The organism is Winkia neuii subsp. neuii DSM 8576 (assembly GCF_000420405.1).
In the GTDB taxonomy this organism is placed as follows: domain Bacteria; phylum Actinomycetota; class Actinomycetes; order Actinomycetales; family Actinomycetaceae; genus Winkia; species Winkia neuii.
Window position 1 is genome coordinate 130,094 of sequence record NZ_ATUW01000005.1, and the last position, 17,330, is coordinate 147,423.

Sequence of the window (17,330 nt, forward strand, 5' to 3'; positions counted from 1 at the left end):
ACACTTGTACGATACTAGCTTCGCCTGGATTTGTGCCTTCTGGGATCAACAGCTCCGGTGCGCCTAAAAGCCGCTTGTGCTTTTGCCCACTGCTCCTGGGCTGGCGTTAGCTTTGTCCGCGCCGAGACCTTTCCAGAAAGAGAAACGCTTACTGTAGAATCGCTAGACTCACCGGCTAGCCCGGTCCCTCGCCAGGACTGAGTTATAGCAATTGCCAGAGCATCCGCCGCGTCGGCTGGGCGCACTACCTTAGGAAGCCGCAAAATGCGTTTTACCATCTCTTGAACTTGCGCCTTCCCGGCCACGCCGGAACCTGTCACAGCGGACTTCACCTCGGAGGGAGTATGAATAGCAAGCGGCAAGCCGGCCTCGGCAACCTGGTACATTGCCACACCCATGACCTGCATTGTGGTGGTGACCGACTGCAAATTCTCTTGAGCAAACACGCGCTCTATCGCCACGACCTCGGGGCTGTAGGCAGCAATCACTCTGCCAATCTCGCGTCCGATGTGGCGAAGGCGAAAATGCTGGGCCAAACTTGCGTTAGTGCGGGCAACCCCGACATAAACCAAGGATGCACTCTTGTCGGTGTTAGTGTCTATGACACCTAACCCGCATCTGGTTATGCCGGGGTCAATGCCCATTATTCGCAAGGGTAACTATTCCTCTTCTGCCTCAGCAGCCTTGCGCACATCCTCAGGGACGTTCATAGAGGTAAAGACGTTCTGCACATCGTCAGAATCCTCAAGAGCGTCGATAAGGCGGGTGGTCTTGCGGAGCCCTTCGAGGTCAACATCAATCTGGGTCGAAGCAACCCATTCAGTTTCTGCGGAGTTGTAGTCGATACCGGCCTCCTGCAGAGCGGTGCGCACGTCGACTACTTGGGAGGGGTCGGAGTCGACGACAAAAACCTCACCCAGGTCAGTTACCTCTTCGGCACCTGCATCTAGCACCGCCATCAAAACGGTGTCCTCGTCCACTCCTTCGGCCTTCGGCACTTCTACGATGCCGCGGCGCGAGAATAGGTAGGAAACCGACCCGGGATCGGCCAGGTTGCCACCGTTGCGAGTAAAGGCCACGCGCACGTCCGAGGCTGCCCTGTTCTTATTGTCGGTAAGGCACTCGACCAAGAAAGCAACGCCATTAGGACCGTAGCCTTCGTACATGATAGTTTCCCAATCTGCGCCACCGGCTTCGGCGCCAGATCCACGCTTTACTGCCCTATCGATATTGTCGGCAGGAACGGAGTTTTTCTTTGCCTTCTGGATGGCATCGTAAAGGGTCGGGTTGCCGTTGGGGTCGCCACCACCGGTGCGGGCTGCAACTTCAATGTTTTTAATGAGTCGCGCAAACAGCTTGCCGCGCTTGGCATCAATCGCAGCCTTCTTGTGCTTGGTCGTAGCCCACTTAGAGTGTCCCGACATATGTACCCCTATCTAGATTTCGAATAATTTTTTGCGGCCCGGGCCGCCTGGCACGCAACAATGATACAGGTTAGTCGCCCGATTCGTTTATTCCTATGCGTTTTACCTGCCCATCCCAGTTTTTCTGCCACTTTGGAAGCAACTTGAACAGTTCCTTCGGGTAGAGCGCTGATCCGCCAGCTTGCAAGTCTTCTAAGTCGCTTAGGCTAAACCATTCGAGCCCATCTAGGACCTCCTTTTCCGAGGACGTCCACCCTTTTGTACGTATCCGCTCGGTACGTTGCAAATAAAGGAGGAAAAACCACTCATCTTGCCTGGCAGGCCCCTTGGCGAAATCAAATAACCCCTGCCGGAACATTACTGGTCCCACCAATTCTTCAAGAGTCGCCGCGATGCCGGTTTCTTCCTTTAATTCGCGCCGCGCGGCTTGGCGGGGATCTTCGCCCTCTTCGATTCCCCCGCCCACTGTAAACCACCAGTGTCGGCCCGGATCATCGCCATCGTGCCCTTGCACCAGCAAAACTCTGCCGCAGCTGTCAAAAACAATGACTCTAGCGGCCTTTCGGTAAGGTAGGCCCTCCGCCCCAATCTTCCAGGTGCTCACTAGAGCCCCTCCCCAATATTTATTGTCTCGGGCAGCGGAGCCCGTCCCGCTAAATGGGCCAAGCTGATCAACTTGCCCGAACGGATTTGGCGTACGCGCACTACCGCTCCGTTGTGAATCTTACGGGCGATTTGCACCTCAGTTTCAGCCTCCTCCAATTCGGCATACAGCCCCCGCCCCAGCGCGCCAGGATCTGCTGCGGTAGCCTTTATTACCTGCGAAAGATTAGATTCAACGAGCGAGCGTTCCCCGTGCCTACCCGGGGCATCAACCGCATGTAGAGCCTCCAGGGCGGCCTCTTCTAAGAGTAGGGAACTAGCCGGATCCAATACGCCCGAGCGGGCAATACCAAGGGCACAGGCCGCCCTCTGTAACAACGCCCTGTCCAAGCGGTGGCGCATGTGCTCGATCCGCTTGTGCAAATTGTCGAGCTTGCGGGCTTTTGCAACGGTGCCAACTACGATGATGATAAAGGCGATCGTAAAGAGAATGAACGCAAGTTTCATTTCGCCCCCAAAACCGTTCTATATACGGCCTCAACCTTATCTGTAACCGCTTGCCAATCGTATTGCAGGGCTCGCCTGCGCCCTTTTCTAGAAAGCTCTTCCCTAAGCGAGCGATCCGTGGCTAGCCTAAGCATCTTTTGCGCAAGATCGGCCCCGTCGCCACTTTTAAAACTCACTCCGTATTCTTCCCCGTTCAGCACTGCGGTAAAGGCAACCAAATCGGAAGCAATGACTGGGGCTCCCGCTGCCATGGCCTCAACTAGTACGATCCCAAAAGATTCCCCTCCCGTTTGGGGAGCCACATAGGCTGTCGCAGACGCTAGCAGTTCCGCTTTTTCGCGGTCGCTGACGCCCCCGATGAACTGGGCTCCCTCTACGCCTTGAAGACCAGCTTTTGCCTGGGTGGCCTCGCCTCGGCCAGCGATCAAAAAGCGAGCCTTCGGAATTTCTTTCGCAACGCGCCGAATGGCCTTTGCGAAAACCGGCAGACCCTTGCGCTCTTCGTCTAGGCGACCCAAAAAAGCGAACGTAGGGGCCCCGGTGCTCCCCTGCCATTTAGGAACTGGACTAACCTGGAAATCTGCTACAGAAACCCCGTTGGGAATCACCACCGCGTCCCCACCTAGGTGCTCGACAACCGTGCGCCGTGCTTCGTCAGAAACAGCTATGCGAGCATCAAGTTTGTCCATCAACGGAACCAAAATAGGTGATGTCATCTTAAGTGCTAACGATCTGGTCATATTCGAATGGAATGTGGCCACTACCGGGCACTTAGCATGGGCTAGGGCAAGCAACGATACCGAGGGCGAAGCAGGCTCGTGCACATGAATCAGATCGAAATTGCCCTCTTCTAGCCACGCGCGAACTCTTGCGGCCGAACGGGGGCCAAAAGACAGTCTAGCCACCGATCCGTTGTAGGGAATAGAAACCGACGGCCCCGCGGATGTGAAGCCAGAAAACCCGGGATCCTTGGTGGCGGGGCCAAGTACCTCCACCTGGTGCCCGCGTGCCGAGAGTACCTGCGCAATGTCGCGTATATGCACCTGCACTCCCCCGGACACGTCGAAACTGTATGGGCAAACTATTCCAATTTTCAAGATTGTTTTTCCATCTGCTCATGCTTTTTTCTGGAGCGAGCGAGGCGGACTGGGTCTAAGTCGGAAACGAAGAGCGGTTGACACATATGCCAGGATTTCAAACGAGGGCGAAGCTCGCGCGCAAAGGCGTCGACCCACGCCTGCGTGGTCTCTTCGACTGAGTCGCTAACCTTTATTGGCCCCCGCACTACAAGTTCTGCCCCGTTCTTGGTACCCGCAGCACGCAGACGCGCTCCCCGCAACGTGATTTGGTCGGCAACGGCAACGTAGAGGGGCAGGTTGGCCTGCTTTGCGAGTGCTGCCGGCCCAGCAGCTACTAGTGCTTTTTGGCCGAACAGCTCGACTTCGATGCCGGCACCGGTAATATCGCGATCCGCTAGCAGGGCGAAAATACCCCGGCCTTTACGGGCCCGTGCCAACAGTTCACCGAAGACTGGGCGGCCCTTTTGGGCTGGCACAATATTCATGTGATTGCGGCTTCGCAAGCGTACAAACGTGTCGAAAAGCGCTCTGGGCGAGACTACCTCAGCCACCGTAGTCAGAGGTGCCAAATTAGTTGCAGCCCAGGCACCGATAAGATCCCAATTAGCGCAGTGCCCTAGCGCCACGCATACAGGCCCTCTTTTCAAATCCGAATAGAGTTGACTTGGCACGGAAGCAGTTACAGCCGCGTCAATTTTCAACTGAGATGCAGCTGCAAAATTACCTAAATCAGCAAAATAGTTGTAGTAGCGCCCCAGCGCCTCCACAACTCCCTCTTCCCCACCTCGGCGAAGGTTGTTCTGGAGCTGCACGGCGCCCCGGTAGCCCGCTTTTACAGCTGCGGCCGAGCCTATTCGCGCCGCTTTATCCCGCCAGTAGGGTGGTACAGAGCCCAAAACGCGCAGGGCTATGTCGTAAAAGCTCATCCGAGCTGTTTCCTAACGGCACCAAGCCGCTGGAGTACGGTTACAAAACCGGCAATCCCCACTAGGGCTAGAGCGATGGTAACGCCCCAGTAAGGTAACCCTAACCCGGTAGCCAAAGCGCCTATGCCAGCGATTATTAGCCTGTCCGTGCGCTCGGCAATTCCTACTGTGGCATTCGCTCCCAACGATTCTGCTTTCGCTCTCGCATAAGGTACCGCCGCTGCCATTACGGTTGCTACTAACCCCGCAGCAACGGTCAGTGTGCGCCCTGCTCCCGGCTGAATGGTGAGGGCAGCCCACAGGCTCAACGAGCCAAAAACTGCTCCATCGGAAAGCCGGTCCAGGGTGGAGTCCAAGAAGGAACCAAATTCCGATTGTTTGCCGGTCATTCTAGCAAGAATGCCGTCTAGTGAATCGCAAAACATCACTACAACGAGCACAAGGACAGCCGCGACCAGGTGATTGGTAGGAATAAGGACGCACGCCGACACCACACTGACAGCCGTTCCCGCTACAGTTACTGTGTTTGGCGATATTCCGGCCCTGGCAAGTAAGCGAGCCACCGGCGTAAAAACTGCCTTAGTCAGCGAGCGTCCGTAAATTCCCAGCAACTATTCCTCCCAAGCCTTCGCTATGAGCTCACGCTCTTCGCCGAGCAGCTGTGGCACAGCCTTCACCTGTGCCACGATCGGGAAGAAATTGGCGTCTCCCGACCAGCGCGGAACTACATGCTGGTGTAGGTGAGCCGCTATACCCGCGCCGGCTACGGCGCCCTGATTCATGCCCAGGTTGAAACCGTGTGGAGACGCCACCTTATTCAGTACGCGCATTGCCTTGGCCGTAAGTTCGCCAAATTCAGCGCGCACCTCGGCAGAGATATCCGAGTACAAAGACACGTGCTCGTATGGGCAGATGAGCAAGTGACCGGCGTTGTAGGGGTAAAGGTTCATTAGTACAAAGCATTCCCTTCCCCTGTGCACGATCAGGCCGTCCTCGTCGGACTTATCCGGAGCCGCGCAAAAAGGACACTCTTTCTGAGTTGAGTCCTTAGGCTTGTCTTGGCCAGAAATGTAGGCCTGCCTGTGCGGGGTCCACAACCGCTGGAAAGCGTCGGGGACCCCGGCGAATGCCCTAGAGTCTTCGGTAGGCAGCTCAGATGTCATTGCGGCGCGCCCTGATCGAATCAACTATCTTTTCTACGGCCTGATCTACAGGGACACCGTTTTCCTGTCTGCCACCGCGGTAGCGGAAGGAAACCGCCCCTGCCTCGGCATCCTCGCCACCCGCAATCAGAATGTACGGCACTCGTTCCTTGGCGGCGGTGCGTATTTTCTTGCCGAACCGATCAGAAGATAGGTCGACCTCGACCCGCACGCCCTTTTCGCGTAGTTTGGCGGCAACCTTTTCCACGTAATCGTAGAAGGCTTCGGCAACCGGCACTAGACGAACTTGCACCGGAGCTAGCCACGGCGGGAAGGCACCCGCGTAGTGCTCTACCAAAACCCCAATGAAGCGCTCCACGGAGCCGAGCTTTGCCGAATGGATCATTACTGGGCGCTTGCGCGTGCCGTCCTCCGCGGTGTATTCGAGGTCGAAGCGCTCGGGCTGGTTGAAATCGTATTGCACGGTGGACATCTGCCACGTGCGCCCGATGGCGTCCTTCACCTGGACGGACACTTTAGGCCCGTAGAAAGCGGCTCCACCCGGATCAGGTACTAGGTCTAGTCCGGTTGCCTCGCAGGCTTCCTTCAAAATTCTAGTAGCGGTCTCCCAGTCCTGATCAGAACCAATAAATTTGTCCTTGTGAGCCCCGTCGTCGCGGGTGGAAAGCTCTAGGTAGAAATCGTTCATTCCGAAATCGCGCAGGATCCCCAAGAAGAAGTTCAACTGCATCTGAATTTCTTCTTTTGCCTGTTCGGGCGTGCAGTAAGTGTGCGAATCGTCCTGGGTGAAGCCGCGCATTCTGGTGAGGCCATGTACCACTCCGGACTTTTCGTAGCGGTAGTCGTGACCGAGCTCGTAAAAACGCAACGGCAAATCGCGGTAGGAACGCCCGGAGGACCTGTAAATCAGGTTGTGCATCGGGCAGTTCATAGCCTTTAGGTAGTATTCCTGGCCCGCCTTCGTTATGTTTCCGTCCTGATCGCGTTCCTCGTCAACTTTCATAGGCGGGAACATAGTGTCGGCGTAATACGGCAAGTGCCCAGAAGTGTGGAAGAGGCCGCCCTTAGAAATTTCTGGGGTATGCACTAGCTGAAAACCTGCCTCAATGTGCTTACGAGTTACGAAATCTTCAATCTCGTGTCGCAGTATGCCACCCTTTGGGTGAAATACCACGAGCCCAGGGCCGATCTCTTCGGGGAAAGAGTACAGATCCAGCTCAGTGCCCAATTTGCGGTGGTCGCGTTTGGCGGCCTCCTCTATACGAGTTTGGTAGGCTTTCAGATCTTCTTTGGAGGCCCAGGCAGTTCCGTAGACGCGCTGGAGGTGGTCATTCGCCTGATCGCCGCGCCAATAGGCTGCCGACGATTTAGTGAGGGCGAAGCCGTTACCCAGATATTTGGTGGAGGGAACGTGCGGACCGCGGCAAAGGTCTTTCCATGCGACCTCGCCGTTGCGCTTCACATTGTCGTAAATGGTGAGTTCGGCACCACCAACTTCGACCGAGGCGCCCTCGGGCTGGCTACCTCCTTTGAGGCCAATCAGCTCGAGCTTGTAGGGCTGGTCGGAGAGCTCGGCCCGAGCCTCTTCCTCGGTAACGACCCGGCGCACGAACGTCTGGTTTTCCTTGACGATCTTCTGCATAGCCTTCTGCAGCTTTTTTAGATCCTCGGGGGTCAGCGGAGCAATGTTGCCAAAGTCGTAATAGAATCCGTCTGTCACAGGCGGGCCGATGCCTAGATTTACCTGCGGGTTAGCTTGCTGCATTGCCTGTGCCAACACGTGGGTGGCGCTGTGCCGCAAAATGCTTAGTCCCTCGTCGCTAGCAGTAGTGATGGGCTCAATTTCATCCCCGTCGCTAATAGTCGTAGCTAGATCAACTGTTTTTCCGTTTAGCCGCATGGCAACGGTAGTTCGATCCTGGCCCCAGATAGTCAACCCGGTGCTTTCGGCCTCGAGCTGTTGGGGTTTGCCATCTACTGTGCATTGGACGGTGGCCACTGCATCTCCATTCGTAGGGGTTATTCCGATATTGATTCTACAGCCATATAAAACTGGCAATAGTTGAGTCTATTTATTTTCTAGTTTGGAAAGGTGGGCGGTAACGAACCGCTTCCCAGCCAAGGCGTTTTTCAGTGCCGCATAAAGAGGCCTGCGCACCGGCACATCCCAGGCCCAGGGCAACTCCGTGCGTGCTTTGGCCCAGCGTTTCTTGTACTGACCCACCCCGTAAAGTTCTGGGCAGCGTGAGGAATCGGTACCCATTAGGTCAAAGGTTTTGATGCCTTCCGATGCTAGTTGCGAGCACGTCCACAAATCCAAGAGGTCGGCCCCCAACACGTCGTGGGCTTCCGGTAGGGAGGCCCCATAGTAGGCCCACGAATGCGCCCCGTTTACTACAACTAGGTCCCAGCAAACCGGTTTTCCGCCAACGTGGAGGGCGAAAAGGCGGGCGTGGCTCGGCCCAAGAATATTTAGCATGTCCCAGTACACGCCCATCGGGTGAGGACGGAAACCGTCGCGGCGGGCAGTAACTTCCATGATCTGGTAGTACTTGGCAAATTCCTTTTTGTCGAGTGCTGAGACCTCTTTAAACTCCACGTCGGTGCGATCGGCGATACGTTTTTTGGCTCTGCGGATTGCCCGCCTGCCCTCGGTGGGCAGAGCTTCAATGATGCCCTCTTCGGTACCCGAGGAGAGGTCCACTAGTACGGTCTTGTCGTACGGCAGGTACTGCAGGACCCGCTTTAGATCTGGCGCCTCGTAGGTGGCGTGCAAGCGCAAAAAAACTACTTTCTTGTCACGCTTTTTTACTAGTTGCACGAGCTTTTCACGCAGCTCCGCCTCATCTGCAGGAGAGGGGCTCTTGAACCACACGGGCCCGTTTTTGGCCCAGAGATATTTAAATCCGCGCACGGAGTATTCGGTTAGGGCTATTACCGCGCGTGTCTTTTTGCCGGCTTTGAGTGCAAAACGCCCCCACAGTTTGCGGCCTAACTTCTGGTTGTACTTACCCCAAAGCTCAGTTTGTTCTATGGGATAGCGGTCAATTCCTGACGCGAGTTGTTTTAGTTCGGCTTCCGAAATCTGAACGAGCTCCACAAATTACCTTCCGCTGGCTTCTTCTGGTCCAATCCTAACCGGCTTTAATATGAGGTCTGGGTGGCTTTTGGATAGTACTTTGCGAACTTGCGATACTGGTTCAGCCGCTGCCCGTGCAGCAATAGCCGACGCCCAAGTGACGGCTCTAGGCGGGAAAGCGTGGGATCGGCCACCTTGCGGTCGCGCAGTAGGCGCCACAGTCTGCCGCGCAGTTGTTTGTCTGAAACGTAGTGCAACAGCAAAGGGAAGGGAACCAGCGAGTACAGTACTTCCTTTTCAACCGTTCGCTGTTTCAGTGTCCGCCCTTCGACCAGGTCGTAGATCATCGGCTCCATGGGATTTACCCCACCGGCGGCCATGTAGTAGGAGTTACGTCCGATACGGGGATTGATTTCAAAGAATAGGGCCCGCCCGTCGCGCGGATCTATTTTGACATCAAAATTAGCGAATCCGCGATAGCCGGTCTGAGTTAGGAATTTCTTCGCATCTTCCCACAGCTGTGGAAAGGGCTCGGTAATCATGGCTACTGGATTTCCGATCATGGTGGGCAGGTGGTCTTCCAGCAGGACTCGGGCCGACCCCAGCATGGTCACCCTCCCGGCGGAATCTACGTAAGCGGTTATAGACCGCATCTGCGTATTGTCGCCGGGAATGAGTTCTTGTACTACGAATGTGGAGCGGTAGCCGGCGCGGGCCAGCTGCGCCCACAACTCGTCCAATTCTGCTTGCGAATCAACGAAGTAGATCTTCTTCTTGCCCGGAAAAGATACTTCGTCGTAGTCTGCCCCAACCGCAGTCTTGGCTACTACCGGGAAACGGAGTTTGGTGGCAGGTACTGCAAAATTAGCCGAATCCGCCCCCGAGAAATCAACGACCTCGGTGTGTGGGGTAGCAATGTCTAGTTTTTCGCAGATACGGGCGAAGTTCACCTTGTCAGAGACTCGATCGATTACCTTCACGTCCGGAAACGGAACTACCCACCGCTCCCCCAATACGTCCCTCGAGCGGGAGATGAGCCGGGCATGCCCGTCGGTGTTGGCCATGATCACCAATTTGCCTGCTGGTACCGCCTCTTCGACCTCTTTCAAAGCCGTAATGACGTCGGCCGCAGACCCCGATTTTAGAGGGCGAACCTCACAGTAAGCAGACTTGGTAATAGCCCCTATTGCTCCTCCGCTGAGGCAGATGGAGGTCTTAGCAAAGGCCTCGTAGAACTCGCGGGCCAACGCATAGATTCCAATGTCTCCACCTATAAGTACCGGCGTAAAGTCAACCATCTTTTCCTCAACATCTTGGACACTTTTCAGCTTCCCACCATACAAGGAATGGGCCGAGGAGGCAGTTTGCCCCGCCGGAACTATTTCCTTCCCGGGCTCCCTTGTACTAACTTTAGGAAAATGCCCTCACTGTATTGGATTGGTATTGCCCTGGCCCTGGTTGCGACCGCTTTCTGCATAGGAAAGTCTGCAGCCAAGCCCAGGAAAAGCTCCCAGCCTTTGGAAAATGTGAGTTCCTTCGCCGTTTTGACGCACGAAATTCGCACGCCCCTGGCGTTGGTTGCGGGCGCGGCCGAATTGTTACAAGAAGAATCCACCGGTCCCCTAAACTCCGCCCAATCCCAGCTGGTCCAGACTATTTGCGACAATTCCTCCAGAACCATTGCCCTGGCAGAGTCGTTCCTAACTTTCGAAAAGGTGAGGGCGAAGGATTTTTCGCCATCGTTTGAAACGGTAGATTTGCGCTCCCTCATCCGGGATTCTGCCAGAGCACTGCGGAACATCAACGATCGTCCTATTTTATTGACCGACGACACCGAGCCGCTGCAGGTGGAAGCGGATCCAGCTCTACTGCGAGCGGTGGTATGGAATTTGGCAAACAATGCGCTCCGCCATTCCGGCGGCCGCGCCGCAATAGAAATTTCCTCGCACGCCAGCCATGCCTGCGCCTACATTGAGGTAACGGATTTTGGGGCCGGGATTACCCCTCATTCTCAGCGAGAACTGTTCACCGCCTTCTCGAGCCCAGCTAGCGAGGACGGCAGCTACGGCCTCGGGCTGGCTATAGTGGCGCAAATCGTAGCCCTCCACGGTGGGAACGTGCGTGTGGATTCCACCCCTTCGGGCGGTACCCTATTTCAAGTGGAAATACCCCGGAGACAAAAGTGAATCCACTAGCCCTTGTAGTAGACGACGAAGTACAGATGACCTCGATCGTTGCCTTTGCTTTACAGACTGAAGATATTGCATGCCAAGTGGCCCATTCTGGAGCTGGCGCCTGGAGGCTTTTTTGTGAACGCGACTTTGATCTTGTGGTTTTAGACCTGATGTTGCCCGACATCTCAGGGACTACTCTGGCCCAGCGTATACGTGCCGTTTCCTCGGTACCCATCATTATGCTCACGGCTTTAAGCGAGGTCGACCAGAGGGTAGCCGGTTTTGAGGCGGGAGCTGACGACTATGTCCCCAAGCCCTTCTCGCCCAAGGAATTGGCGCTGCGTGCCCGAGCCCTGCTGAAACGTGCAAAGCCGCATTCGTCAGATTCCACACTTGTTGAAGTTGCCGGTTTCCGTGTCTCTCGGGCGCGAGGTACGGCAACTTATGAGGGCGAAAACTTGTTCCTTACAGAGACGGAACTAGCCACGTTTGCTGCCCTGCTCGAGACTGCCGGACAGACCTTGTCCGTGCGAGACTTACTCAACCTCGTGTGGGGTACCGCGGCCTTACAGGGAGGGCGAAATATGGTAAAAACCACCATTTATAGGCTCCGGAAAAAACTCGAGAATGCAGGTGCAAATCCCGAGGTAATTCGCGCTATCCGAGGACGTGGGTACTGTTTTACAGCTAGGTAACAGCACTGTTACCAACCGTTACCTAGACCAGGTACTTTGTTCCCAGGTTTGCCCCAATAGTTGTAAGTAGTCCAATAAACCACTATTTGCACGAAGGAGTGCCACAATGGCAAAAGGCAAACTCCCAGGATGGCTACAGGCACCCCCGCCTGCACCCGCGCTAGCACCAAAGGAAGTAGCTAGAAAATATCCGCAGCTGAGGCTTCAGGTATTCATCGGCATCTTCATTGGCTACGCAGGTTTCTACCTGATTCGAAACAACATCTCTTCTATCGCTCCCCTTTTGATGGATGAAACCGGCATTGACAAGGTTGGGGTCGGCATCATCGCCAACGCGGTACTTCTTGCCTACGGCCTGTCGAAGTTTTTCTCGGCGATGGTCTCCGACCGTTCCAATGCTCGCTATTTCTTGGTAATTGGGCTTGCGCTATCGGCTCTTACTAACCTCTTTATTGCGGCTGTGCCCTGGGCGACCGCCTCTGTGGGGATTTTCGCCACCGTCATGTTCTTTAACGGCTGGTTCCAAGGTATGGGCTGGCCTCCTTGCGGACGCGTATTAGTGCACTGGTTTTCCACGAACGAGCGCGGTTGGAAGACCTCAGTTTGGAACACAGCCCATAACGTGGGCGGAGCCGGCCTTCCCATCGCAGTAGGCGCGGCACTGTCCTGGACAGCAAATGACTGGAGGTCGGCATTCTGGTTCCCCGCCGTAATTGCCCTTGTCGTCGCGGCGATAGGCTTCGTACTGATACGCGACACTCCCGCCTCGATGGGGCTACCCGCGATTGAGGATTACAGGGACGATCCGGCAAAAGTAGAGGCAGATGATCCCGAAGATATCTCTACCAAAGACCTAATCTTCAAGCACATTTTGACCAACCGCACGATCGTCATGCTTGCAATAGCTAACGTGTTCGTCTACGCACTGCGCTATGGCGTTTTGAACTGGATTACAGTTTACTTGCACGAAAAGCACGGAGCAGAGATCGGCTCTGGCCTATTTGGTATAGGAGCCTATGAGCTCGCCGGCATAGCCGGCACGCTGCTGTGCGGGTGGATGTCTGACAAGGTATTCAAGGGTTACCGGTCCGGGGCCGGCATATTTTTCACCGTTGCCACCGCCCTCGCAATTCTCGGCTACTGGCTGGCTCCCGTCGGCACCCCCATGCCATTGCTAATAGGGCTCGTTGCACTTATTGGAGGCCTAATTTACGGCCCCGTAATGCTGATCGGCTTGCAGGCTATCGATCTTTCCCCACGTCACGTCGCTGGCACTGCGGCTGGCTTTACGGGCCTGTTCGGATACCTGCTAGGAGCCACCCTGGCCTCCAGCGGCGTCGGAATTATCGTGCATAACTTCGGCTGGAACGTCACGTTCGCCGTATTCGTGGTATTCGCAGTTCTGACCGTGGCCATCTTTGCCCTGGTGGGGCGCTACGAAAAGGCCATTATGGCAAGCAGGGAAAAGAAACTCGCCCAGCGCTAGCGGCCTCGGGTAATAGTCTAGGTGGGGGAAATCCCACCTAGACTATTACTATGCGCAAGTTTCTTGGAGCACTCCTGGCTGCTCTTCTTCCAACATCTCTGCTCAGCTCTTGCTCCGGGCCAGTGGAGCTGCGCGTACTGTGCTCTAACGACGAACGAATTTGCAACAACTGGGCCACCGAGTATGCCGCCCAAACAGGCCAGAAAGTACGTTTCTTGCGTTTACCAACAAGCGCGGCCCTAGCCAGAATCCGTTCCCTTCGGACACGCCCGGAATTCGACGTTTGGGTAGGCGGACCAGCCGAAAACTACGAATTAGCCCAAACTGAAGGACTGCTAGCCCCTACTAGCTTGCCCGCCTCTCGTCAAATTCCCTCCCAATTCAAAGCGCGCAACGGGAGCTGGTATGGCGTCTACGGGTCTGTACTCGCCATTTGTGCTAATCCAACAGAACTCGCCCGCAAAAAACTGCGTCCTCCACAATCGTGGAGGCAACTGTCGCAAAAACAGTATTCAGGGGTAATCTCCGCCGCTTCCCCACGGAGCTCTGGAACTGCGCTTTCCCTAATTCAAACCATCGAAATGACCTACCGAAATCCCAAAGACATCCTTACCGGCATTTACAACAACGTGGGACGCTTCACAAACTCGGGGACCGCTCCCGCCTCCGCAATTGCTAGCCGCCAAGGCGCTCTTGCTATTTCCTTCACTCCCTACTGTCGTGCCCAAAGCCTTGAGGTGATCTACCCATCTGAAGGCACCACCTACGAAATCGGCGCGGGTGCCCTCCTCGCAAAATCGCCCCACCCTAAACGCGGCAGAGCATTTTTGAACTGGCTGTTGTCGCCCCCTGGCCAGCGTGCAGGTGAGGTCGGCAACCTAAAGCAAGCCCCCACAAACGCCACTTTTGAAAACTCCCTGGCAAAATTACTTGCCAACCCACACCTGAAAATCGTTTCCAAGCCCCCCACCCGAGCCGCGAAGGAGCGCAACAAATGGATAGATTGGTTTAGCTCAGGCCGGTGGCAGCAGTGAAACAAATCTTTTCCGCACTCGGTTGGCTACTACTACTAGCGTTTTTCACACTGATAGTCCTAGTCCCACTCGCGGCCCTCGCCAAAACAAGTTTGGTGACCGGGGCAATAATCCCCAATAAGGTACTCGCCCCTCTGGCTACTTCGGTAATGTTTGCGCTCACTACCTCGGTGCTTAGTGCTCTCGCTGGTGCTTGTGCTGGAACAGCCGTAAGGTTCACCGGCAAGGTATACGGCAGCTGCCTGGATGTTTTGGCGCTTGCCGCGATTGTCTTCCCGCCATTTATCCACTGCGAGGCCTACCAAAGTGTGTGCGAACATCTTCTGCCACGTTACGCAATATGGGGTAACGCTACCGCCACATTTCTTGCCGGAGCAGCCTACGTATCGGCTTACCTGCCCATTTCTTACTTCGCCATGCGAATAGCGTTGGCAAAAATCGACCCGAATGCCGTGGCGAGTATGCGCGTCCTCGGGGTAAGCGAAGCGAAAATATACTTCCTTTCTGCCGCTGGCCCCGCGGCCCAGGTACTGCCGGCAACCGTCTTATTCGGTTTTGTGCTGACTATCTCGGACCCCCTAGTACCGGCCCTAATCCGCCTCCCCTTCCCCTCCGCCGCTTACGCGACCTGGCTGTCGACTACTTCAGCCACCCATATCGGCGAGGGCGCTACGTTGGCTCTAGCAATTGCACTAGTCACCCTTTGCGGGGCAGGTGCCACAGCCTTCTACTACAGACGCTGGGGCCTGGATTTGCTACGCCAAAACCTTCTTTCTACCGCTCTGGCGAGCAGACCTTTGCGGGAAGCTCACCTGCGCCCCGCACCCGTATACACTTTGGCAATGTTGGCTATAGCTGCCTTCTTGGGGATATGTCCTCTTACCCTCGCAGCTAAGGTCTCCCTGCCCACCATGACCAGCTTAGAACCCGTAGCAACCACTATCGCGCTTGCCGTAATTTCGGTAGCTATCTCTCTAACCATCGTCGCCGTCGCATTTTTACTTACGTGGCAGAGCAGGTCGTTGCGCTGGGCAGATTATCTATTCTTCTTCCTAGCTGCCACACCCGGAGCAACGCTTGGCACTGCTTTTTCACTTGCATATTTACTAGATACGCCCGTGCAGATCCTTGGCACTTCCGACTGGCTAGCTACCATTTTGTCCTACTGTGGAGTAATAAGTCCGCTTTGTTATTTCTTTCTGCGCGCATTTGCCGCTTCCCTCGATCACAATGCAATATCGCTGACGCAGATACTTGGTATCTCCAAGGGGCGGGCCATACTACTAGCGTCTCAACCACTACTACAACTGTTGCTTGCGAGCGCAGCGACCATTTCAGTGGCCATAGCCGCCGTCGGCACTGCTCCTCTCATGTGGGTGATCTCCCCGGACGTCAACCTGGTGGTACCACTCTTATTCAAATTGCTCGATCATGCCCAAACACAGCAAGCATCTACACTCACTCTGTTCGTGGGGGCAATAATCTTAGCGAGCGCAGGCATCGCCAACTACCTTGTCCGCTCCCGATTGCGAAGGAGGAGCCGATGGCGCCAGGTTTAGAAGTCACCCGACTATATGTGAAAACTTCCCGTCGCACACTGCTAGACGGTTTGTCCTTTCAAATCGCCCCCGGCGAACTGGTGGCGTTGCTGGGACCTTCTGGGGCCGGCAAATCTACCATATTGCGTGCCCTCTGCTGCCTTGTGGCGTCAACCGGTAGTATTCTTTGCGCCGGAAAAGAGGTGAACGGCCTCGCCCCGCAGAAGCGCCACATGGGACTGATGTCCGCCGAGGCCGGACTGTTTAGCAACCTGAGCGTAGCCCAGAACATATCTTTAGTAGAGCCTAAAAACGTGCAGCGACTGGAAACTACACTGTCAACGCTCGAGTTAAATCTTCTGCGCGACAGGTTCCCGCACTCTCTTTCTGCTGGGGAAAAGCAAAAAGTCGCATTGGCGCGCCTACTTTTCGCCCGGCCTAAAGTACTGCTATTTGACGAGCCCCTAGCCCACGTTGACGAAGTAAGTGCTCAGCGTATGCGCTCCGAAATTTTAAGAGTCCATCGCCATCTTGGGGCCCCTTCAATCCTGGTTACCCATTCTCCCAGCGAGGCGATGCAACTCGCCGACCGGATTATTTACTTGGAAAACGGCCAGATCTTGCAAGATGACCTTCCCGAGGAGGTGTTTGAGTCTCCTGCCCGCCTCAGCATAGGAAAACACCTTGGCGCTCGCGTGATACTTTTTGCGCAAGCCGAACTAGTAAGCTCCCCCACAGGCCATTTAGCGAGGGCGAATGTCCTAGGCCAACAGGTGCTAGTTCCTGCCGCCCCTACACTGACCTCGGGCAAAGCGGTTTTTGTGGGACACGAGCAGGCTGCCGAATTGTCCCCCGCAGAGTCGGCGCGCTTTCAGATTGCAGGTGATGTAGGGCAAGTTATTTCCCTTGTCTACACAGGTGGCGCCTACTTGGTTGAGGTAGAAACTGAACAGGGGCGTATTGGGGTGAGGGTGCCTTCTGCAGGGTGGGTACCAACTCCGGCTGAAGCAGTCACAGTGCATCTGAAGGCTTCGAAACTGTGGGCCTTGCCGGCAGAAAACGTATAAAAAAATCCGGCAGCTGCCGGATAGTGGTGGGCGATACTGGGATCGAACCAGTGACCTCTTCCGTGTCGAGGAAGCGCGCTACCGCTGCGCCAATCGCCCGAGGTGGGTACCGGATTCGAACCGGTGTATACGGCTTTGCAGGCCGCTGCCTATCCTCTCGGCCAACCCACCGGAGAAGGACCTAAATAGATCCCAGAGCGGATGACGGGACTCGAACCCGCGACCCTCACCTTGGCAAGGTGATGCTCTACCAACTGAGCCACATCCGCGTTACTCGTGCCGCTCGGCACGCATGAAAGTTTACGCAACTTTTGGCCTCAGCGCAAAAATCTGAGTGTGGCGTTAGTCATGCTCAAAAGAAACCTCAGGTTCACCTTCGTTTAACCTGCAAAAAGCTGCAGCGGGTGCACTCTGATTCAACATAGCGAAGGGCTCAATGAGCAAATCCCTTAAACAAAAAATCCGGCTGCTGCCGGATGGTGGTGGGCGATACTGGGATCGAACCAGTGACCTCTTCCGTGTCGAGGAAGCGCGCTACCGCTGCGCCAATCGCCC

17 protein-coding genes and 4 tRNA genes are annotated in these 17,330 nt (G+C 55.6%); 6 read left to right on the forward strand and 15 right to left on the reverse strand.

The window, feature by feature from the left end; genetic code table 11:
- Positions 1–14: 14 nt before the first annotated feature.
- From ruvC to G437_RS0106315, 11 genes are all read right to left on the reverse strand, one after another.
- The gene (gene ruvC / locus G437_RS0106265) at positions 15–653 is read right to left on the reverse strand and encodes a crossover junction endodeoxyribonuclease RuvC (RefSeq protein WP_024331721.1); all 639 of its coding nucleotides are present in this window, start codon (positions 651–653) and stop codon (positions 15–17) included.
- A gap of 6 nt (positions 654–659) precedes the next feature.
- A complete protein-coding gene (locus G437_RS0106270) occupies positions 660–1,424 on the reverse strand; it encodes a YebC/PmpR family DNA-binding transcriptional regulator (RefSeq protein WP_024331722.1) in 765 nt (254 codons plus the stop codon).
- Positions 1,425–1,494: 70 nt separating this feature from the next.
- On the reverse strand, positions 1,495–2,028 hold the full coding sequence (locus G437_RS0106275; protein ID WP_024331723.1) for an NUDIX hydrolase: 534 nt from the start codon (positions 2,026–2,028) through the stop codon (positions 1,495–1,497).
- Positions 2,028–2,534: a hypothetical protein gene (locus tag G437_RS0106280; protein WP_024331724.1), complete on the reverse strand. Its 507-nt coding sequence runs from the start codon at positions 2,532–2,534 to the stop codon at positions 2,028–2,030. The genes G437_RS0106275 and G437_RS0106280 overlap by 1 nt, the downstream gene beginning before the upstream one ends.
- A complete protein-coding gene (locus G437_RS0106285) occupies positions 2,531–3,595 on the reverse strand; it encodes a glycosyltransferase family 4 protein (protein WP_231782371.1) in 1,065 nt (354 codons plus the stop codon). Before G437_RS0106285 ends, G437_RS0106280 begins: the two co-directional genes overlap by 4 nt.
- Before the next feature lie 32 nt (positions 3,596–3,627).
- Positions 3,628–4,539, reverse strand: coding sequence for an LpxL/LpxP family acyltransferase (locus G437_RS0106290; protein WP_024331726.1), 912 nt, complete (start codon positions 4,537–4,539; stop codon positions 3,628–3,630).
- The gene (pgsA, locus tag G437_RS0106295; protein ID WP_024331727.1) at positions 4,536–5,150 is read right to left on the reverse strand and encodes a phosphatidylinositol phosphate synthase; all 615 of its coding nucleotides are present in this window, start codon (positions 5,148–5,150) and stop codon (positions 4,536–4,538) included. Before pgsA ends, G437_RS0106290 begins: the two co-directional genes overlap by 4 nt.
- A complete protein-coding gene (locus tag G437_RS0106300; protein ID WP_024331728.1) occupies positions 5,151–5,702 on the reverse strand; it encodes an HIT family protein in 552 nt (183 codons plus the stop codon).
- Positions 5,692–7,701, reverse strand: coding sequence for a threonine--tRNA ligase (gene thrS / locus G437_RS0106305; protein WP_024331729.1), 2,010 nt, complete (start codon positions 7,699–7,701; stop codon positions 5,692–5,694). Before thrS ends, G437_RS0106300 begins: the two co-directional genes overlap by 11 nt.
- A gap of 69 nt (positions 7,702–7,770) precedes the next feature.
- Positions 7,771–8,802: a lipid II:glycine glycyltransferase FemX gene (locus tag G437_RS0106310; protein ID WP_024331730.1), complete on the reverse strand. Its 1,032-nt coding sequence runs from the start codon at positions 8,800–8,802 to the stop codon at positions 7,771–7,773.
- 44 nt (positions 8,803–8,846) lie between these two features.
- Complete coding sequence (locus G437_RS0106315; RefSeq protein WP_024331731.1) at positions 8,847–10,079, reverse strand: carboxylate--amine ligase; 1,233 nt, start codon at positions 10,077–10,079, stop codon at positions 8,847–8,849.
- A gap of 120 nt (positions 10,080–10,199) precedes the next feature.
- Between G437_RS0106315 and G437_RS0106320 the strand changes: the two genes are divergently transcribed.
- The 6 genes from G437_RS0106320 to G437_RS0106345 all read left to right on the forward strand — a co-directional run bounded on the left by G437_RS0106320 (position 10,200) and on the right by G437_RS0106345 (position 16,775).
- Positions 10,200–10,967 (forward strand): sensor histidine kinase, encoded by a 768-nt coding sequence (locus G437_RS0106320; RefSeq protein ID WP_024331732.1) that lies wholly within the window; start codon positions 10,200–10,202, stop codon positions 10,965–10,967.
- On the forward strand, positions 10,964–11,650 hold the full coding sequence (locus tag G437_RS0106325; RefSeq protein ID WP_024331733.1) for a response regulator transcription factor: 687 nt from the start codon (positions 10,964–10,966) through the stop codon (positions 11,648–11,650). The genes G437_RS0106320 and G437_RS0106325 overlap by 4 nt, the downstream gene beginning before the upstream one ends.
- Positions 11,651–11,756: 106 nt before the next feature.
- Positions 11,757–13,136, forward strand: coding sequence for an MFS transporter (locus G437_RS0106330; RefSeq protein ID WP_024331734.1), 1,380 nt, complete (start codon positions 11,757–11,759; stop codon positions 13,134–13,136).
- Positions 13,137–13,186: 50 nt separating this feature from the next.
- Positions 13,187–14,170 (forward strand): extracellular solute-binding protein, encoded by a 984-nt coding sequence (locus G437_RS0106335; RefSeq protein WP_024331735.1) that lies wholly within the window; start codon positions 13,187–13,189, stop codon positions 14,168–14,170.
- The gene (locus tag G437_RS0106340) at positions 14,167–15,729 is read left to right on the forward strand and encodes an ABC transporter permease family protein (protein WP_070454369.1); all 1,563 of its coding nucleotides are present in this window, start codon (positions 14,167–14,169) and stop codon (positions 15,727–15,729) included. The genes G437_RS0106335 and G437_RS0106340 overlap by 4 nt, the downstream gene beginning before the upstream one ends.
- Positions 15,714–16,775, forward strand: a complete 1,062-nt coding sequence (locus G437_RS0106345) for an ABC transporter ATP-binding protein (protein ID WP_024331737.1) — start codon at positions 15,714–15,716, stop codon at positions 16,773–16,775. The genes G437_RS0106340 and G437_RS0106345 overlap by 16 nt, the downstream gene beginning before the upstream one ends.
- Before the next feature lie 24 nt (positions 16,776–16,799).
- On the opposite strand, the gene G437_RS0106350 is transcribed toward G437_RS0106345, so the two are convergent.
- The 4 genes from G437_RS0106350 to G437_RS0106365 all read right to left on the reverse strand — a co-directional run bounded on the left by G437_RS0106350 (position 16,800) and on the right by G437_RS0106365 (position 17,330).
- Positions 16,800–16,874: transfer RNA gene (locus G437_RS0106350), tRNA-Val, on the reverse strand.
- Position 16,875: 1 nt separating this feature from the next.
- A tRNA-Cys gene (locus tag G437_RS0106355) sits at positions 16,876–16,946 on the reverse strand.
- A 25-nt stretch (positions 16,947–16,971) separates the two neighbouring features.
- Positions 16,972–17,044, reverse strand: a tRNA-Gly gene (locus G437_RS0106360).
- Between the two features lie 211 nt (positions 17,045–17,255).
- Positions 17,256–17,330, reverse strand: a tRNA-Val gene (locus G437_RS0106365).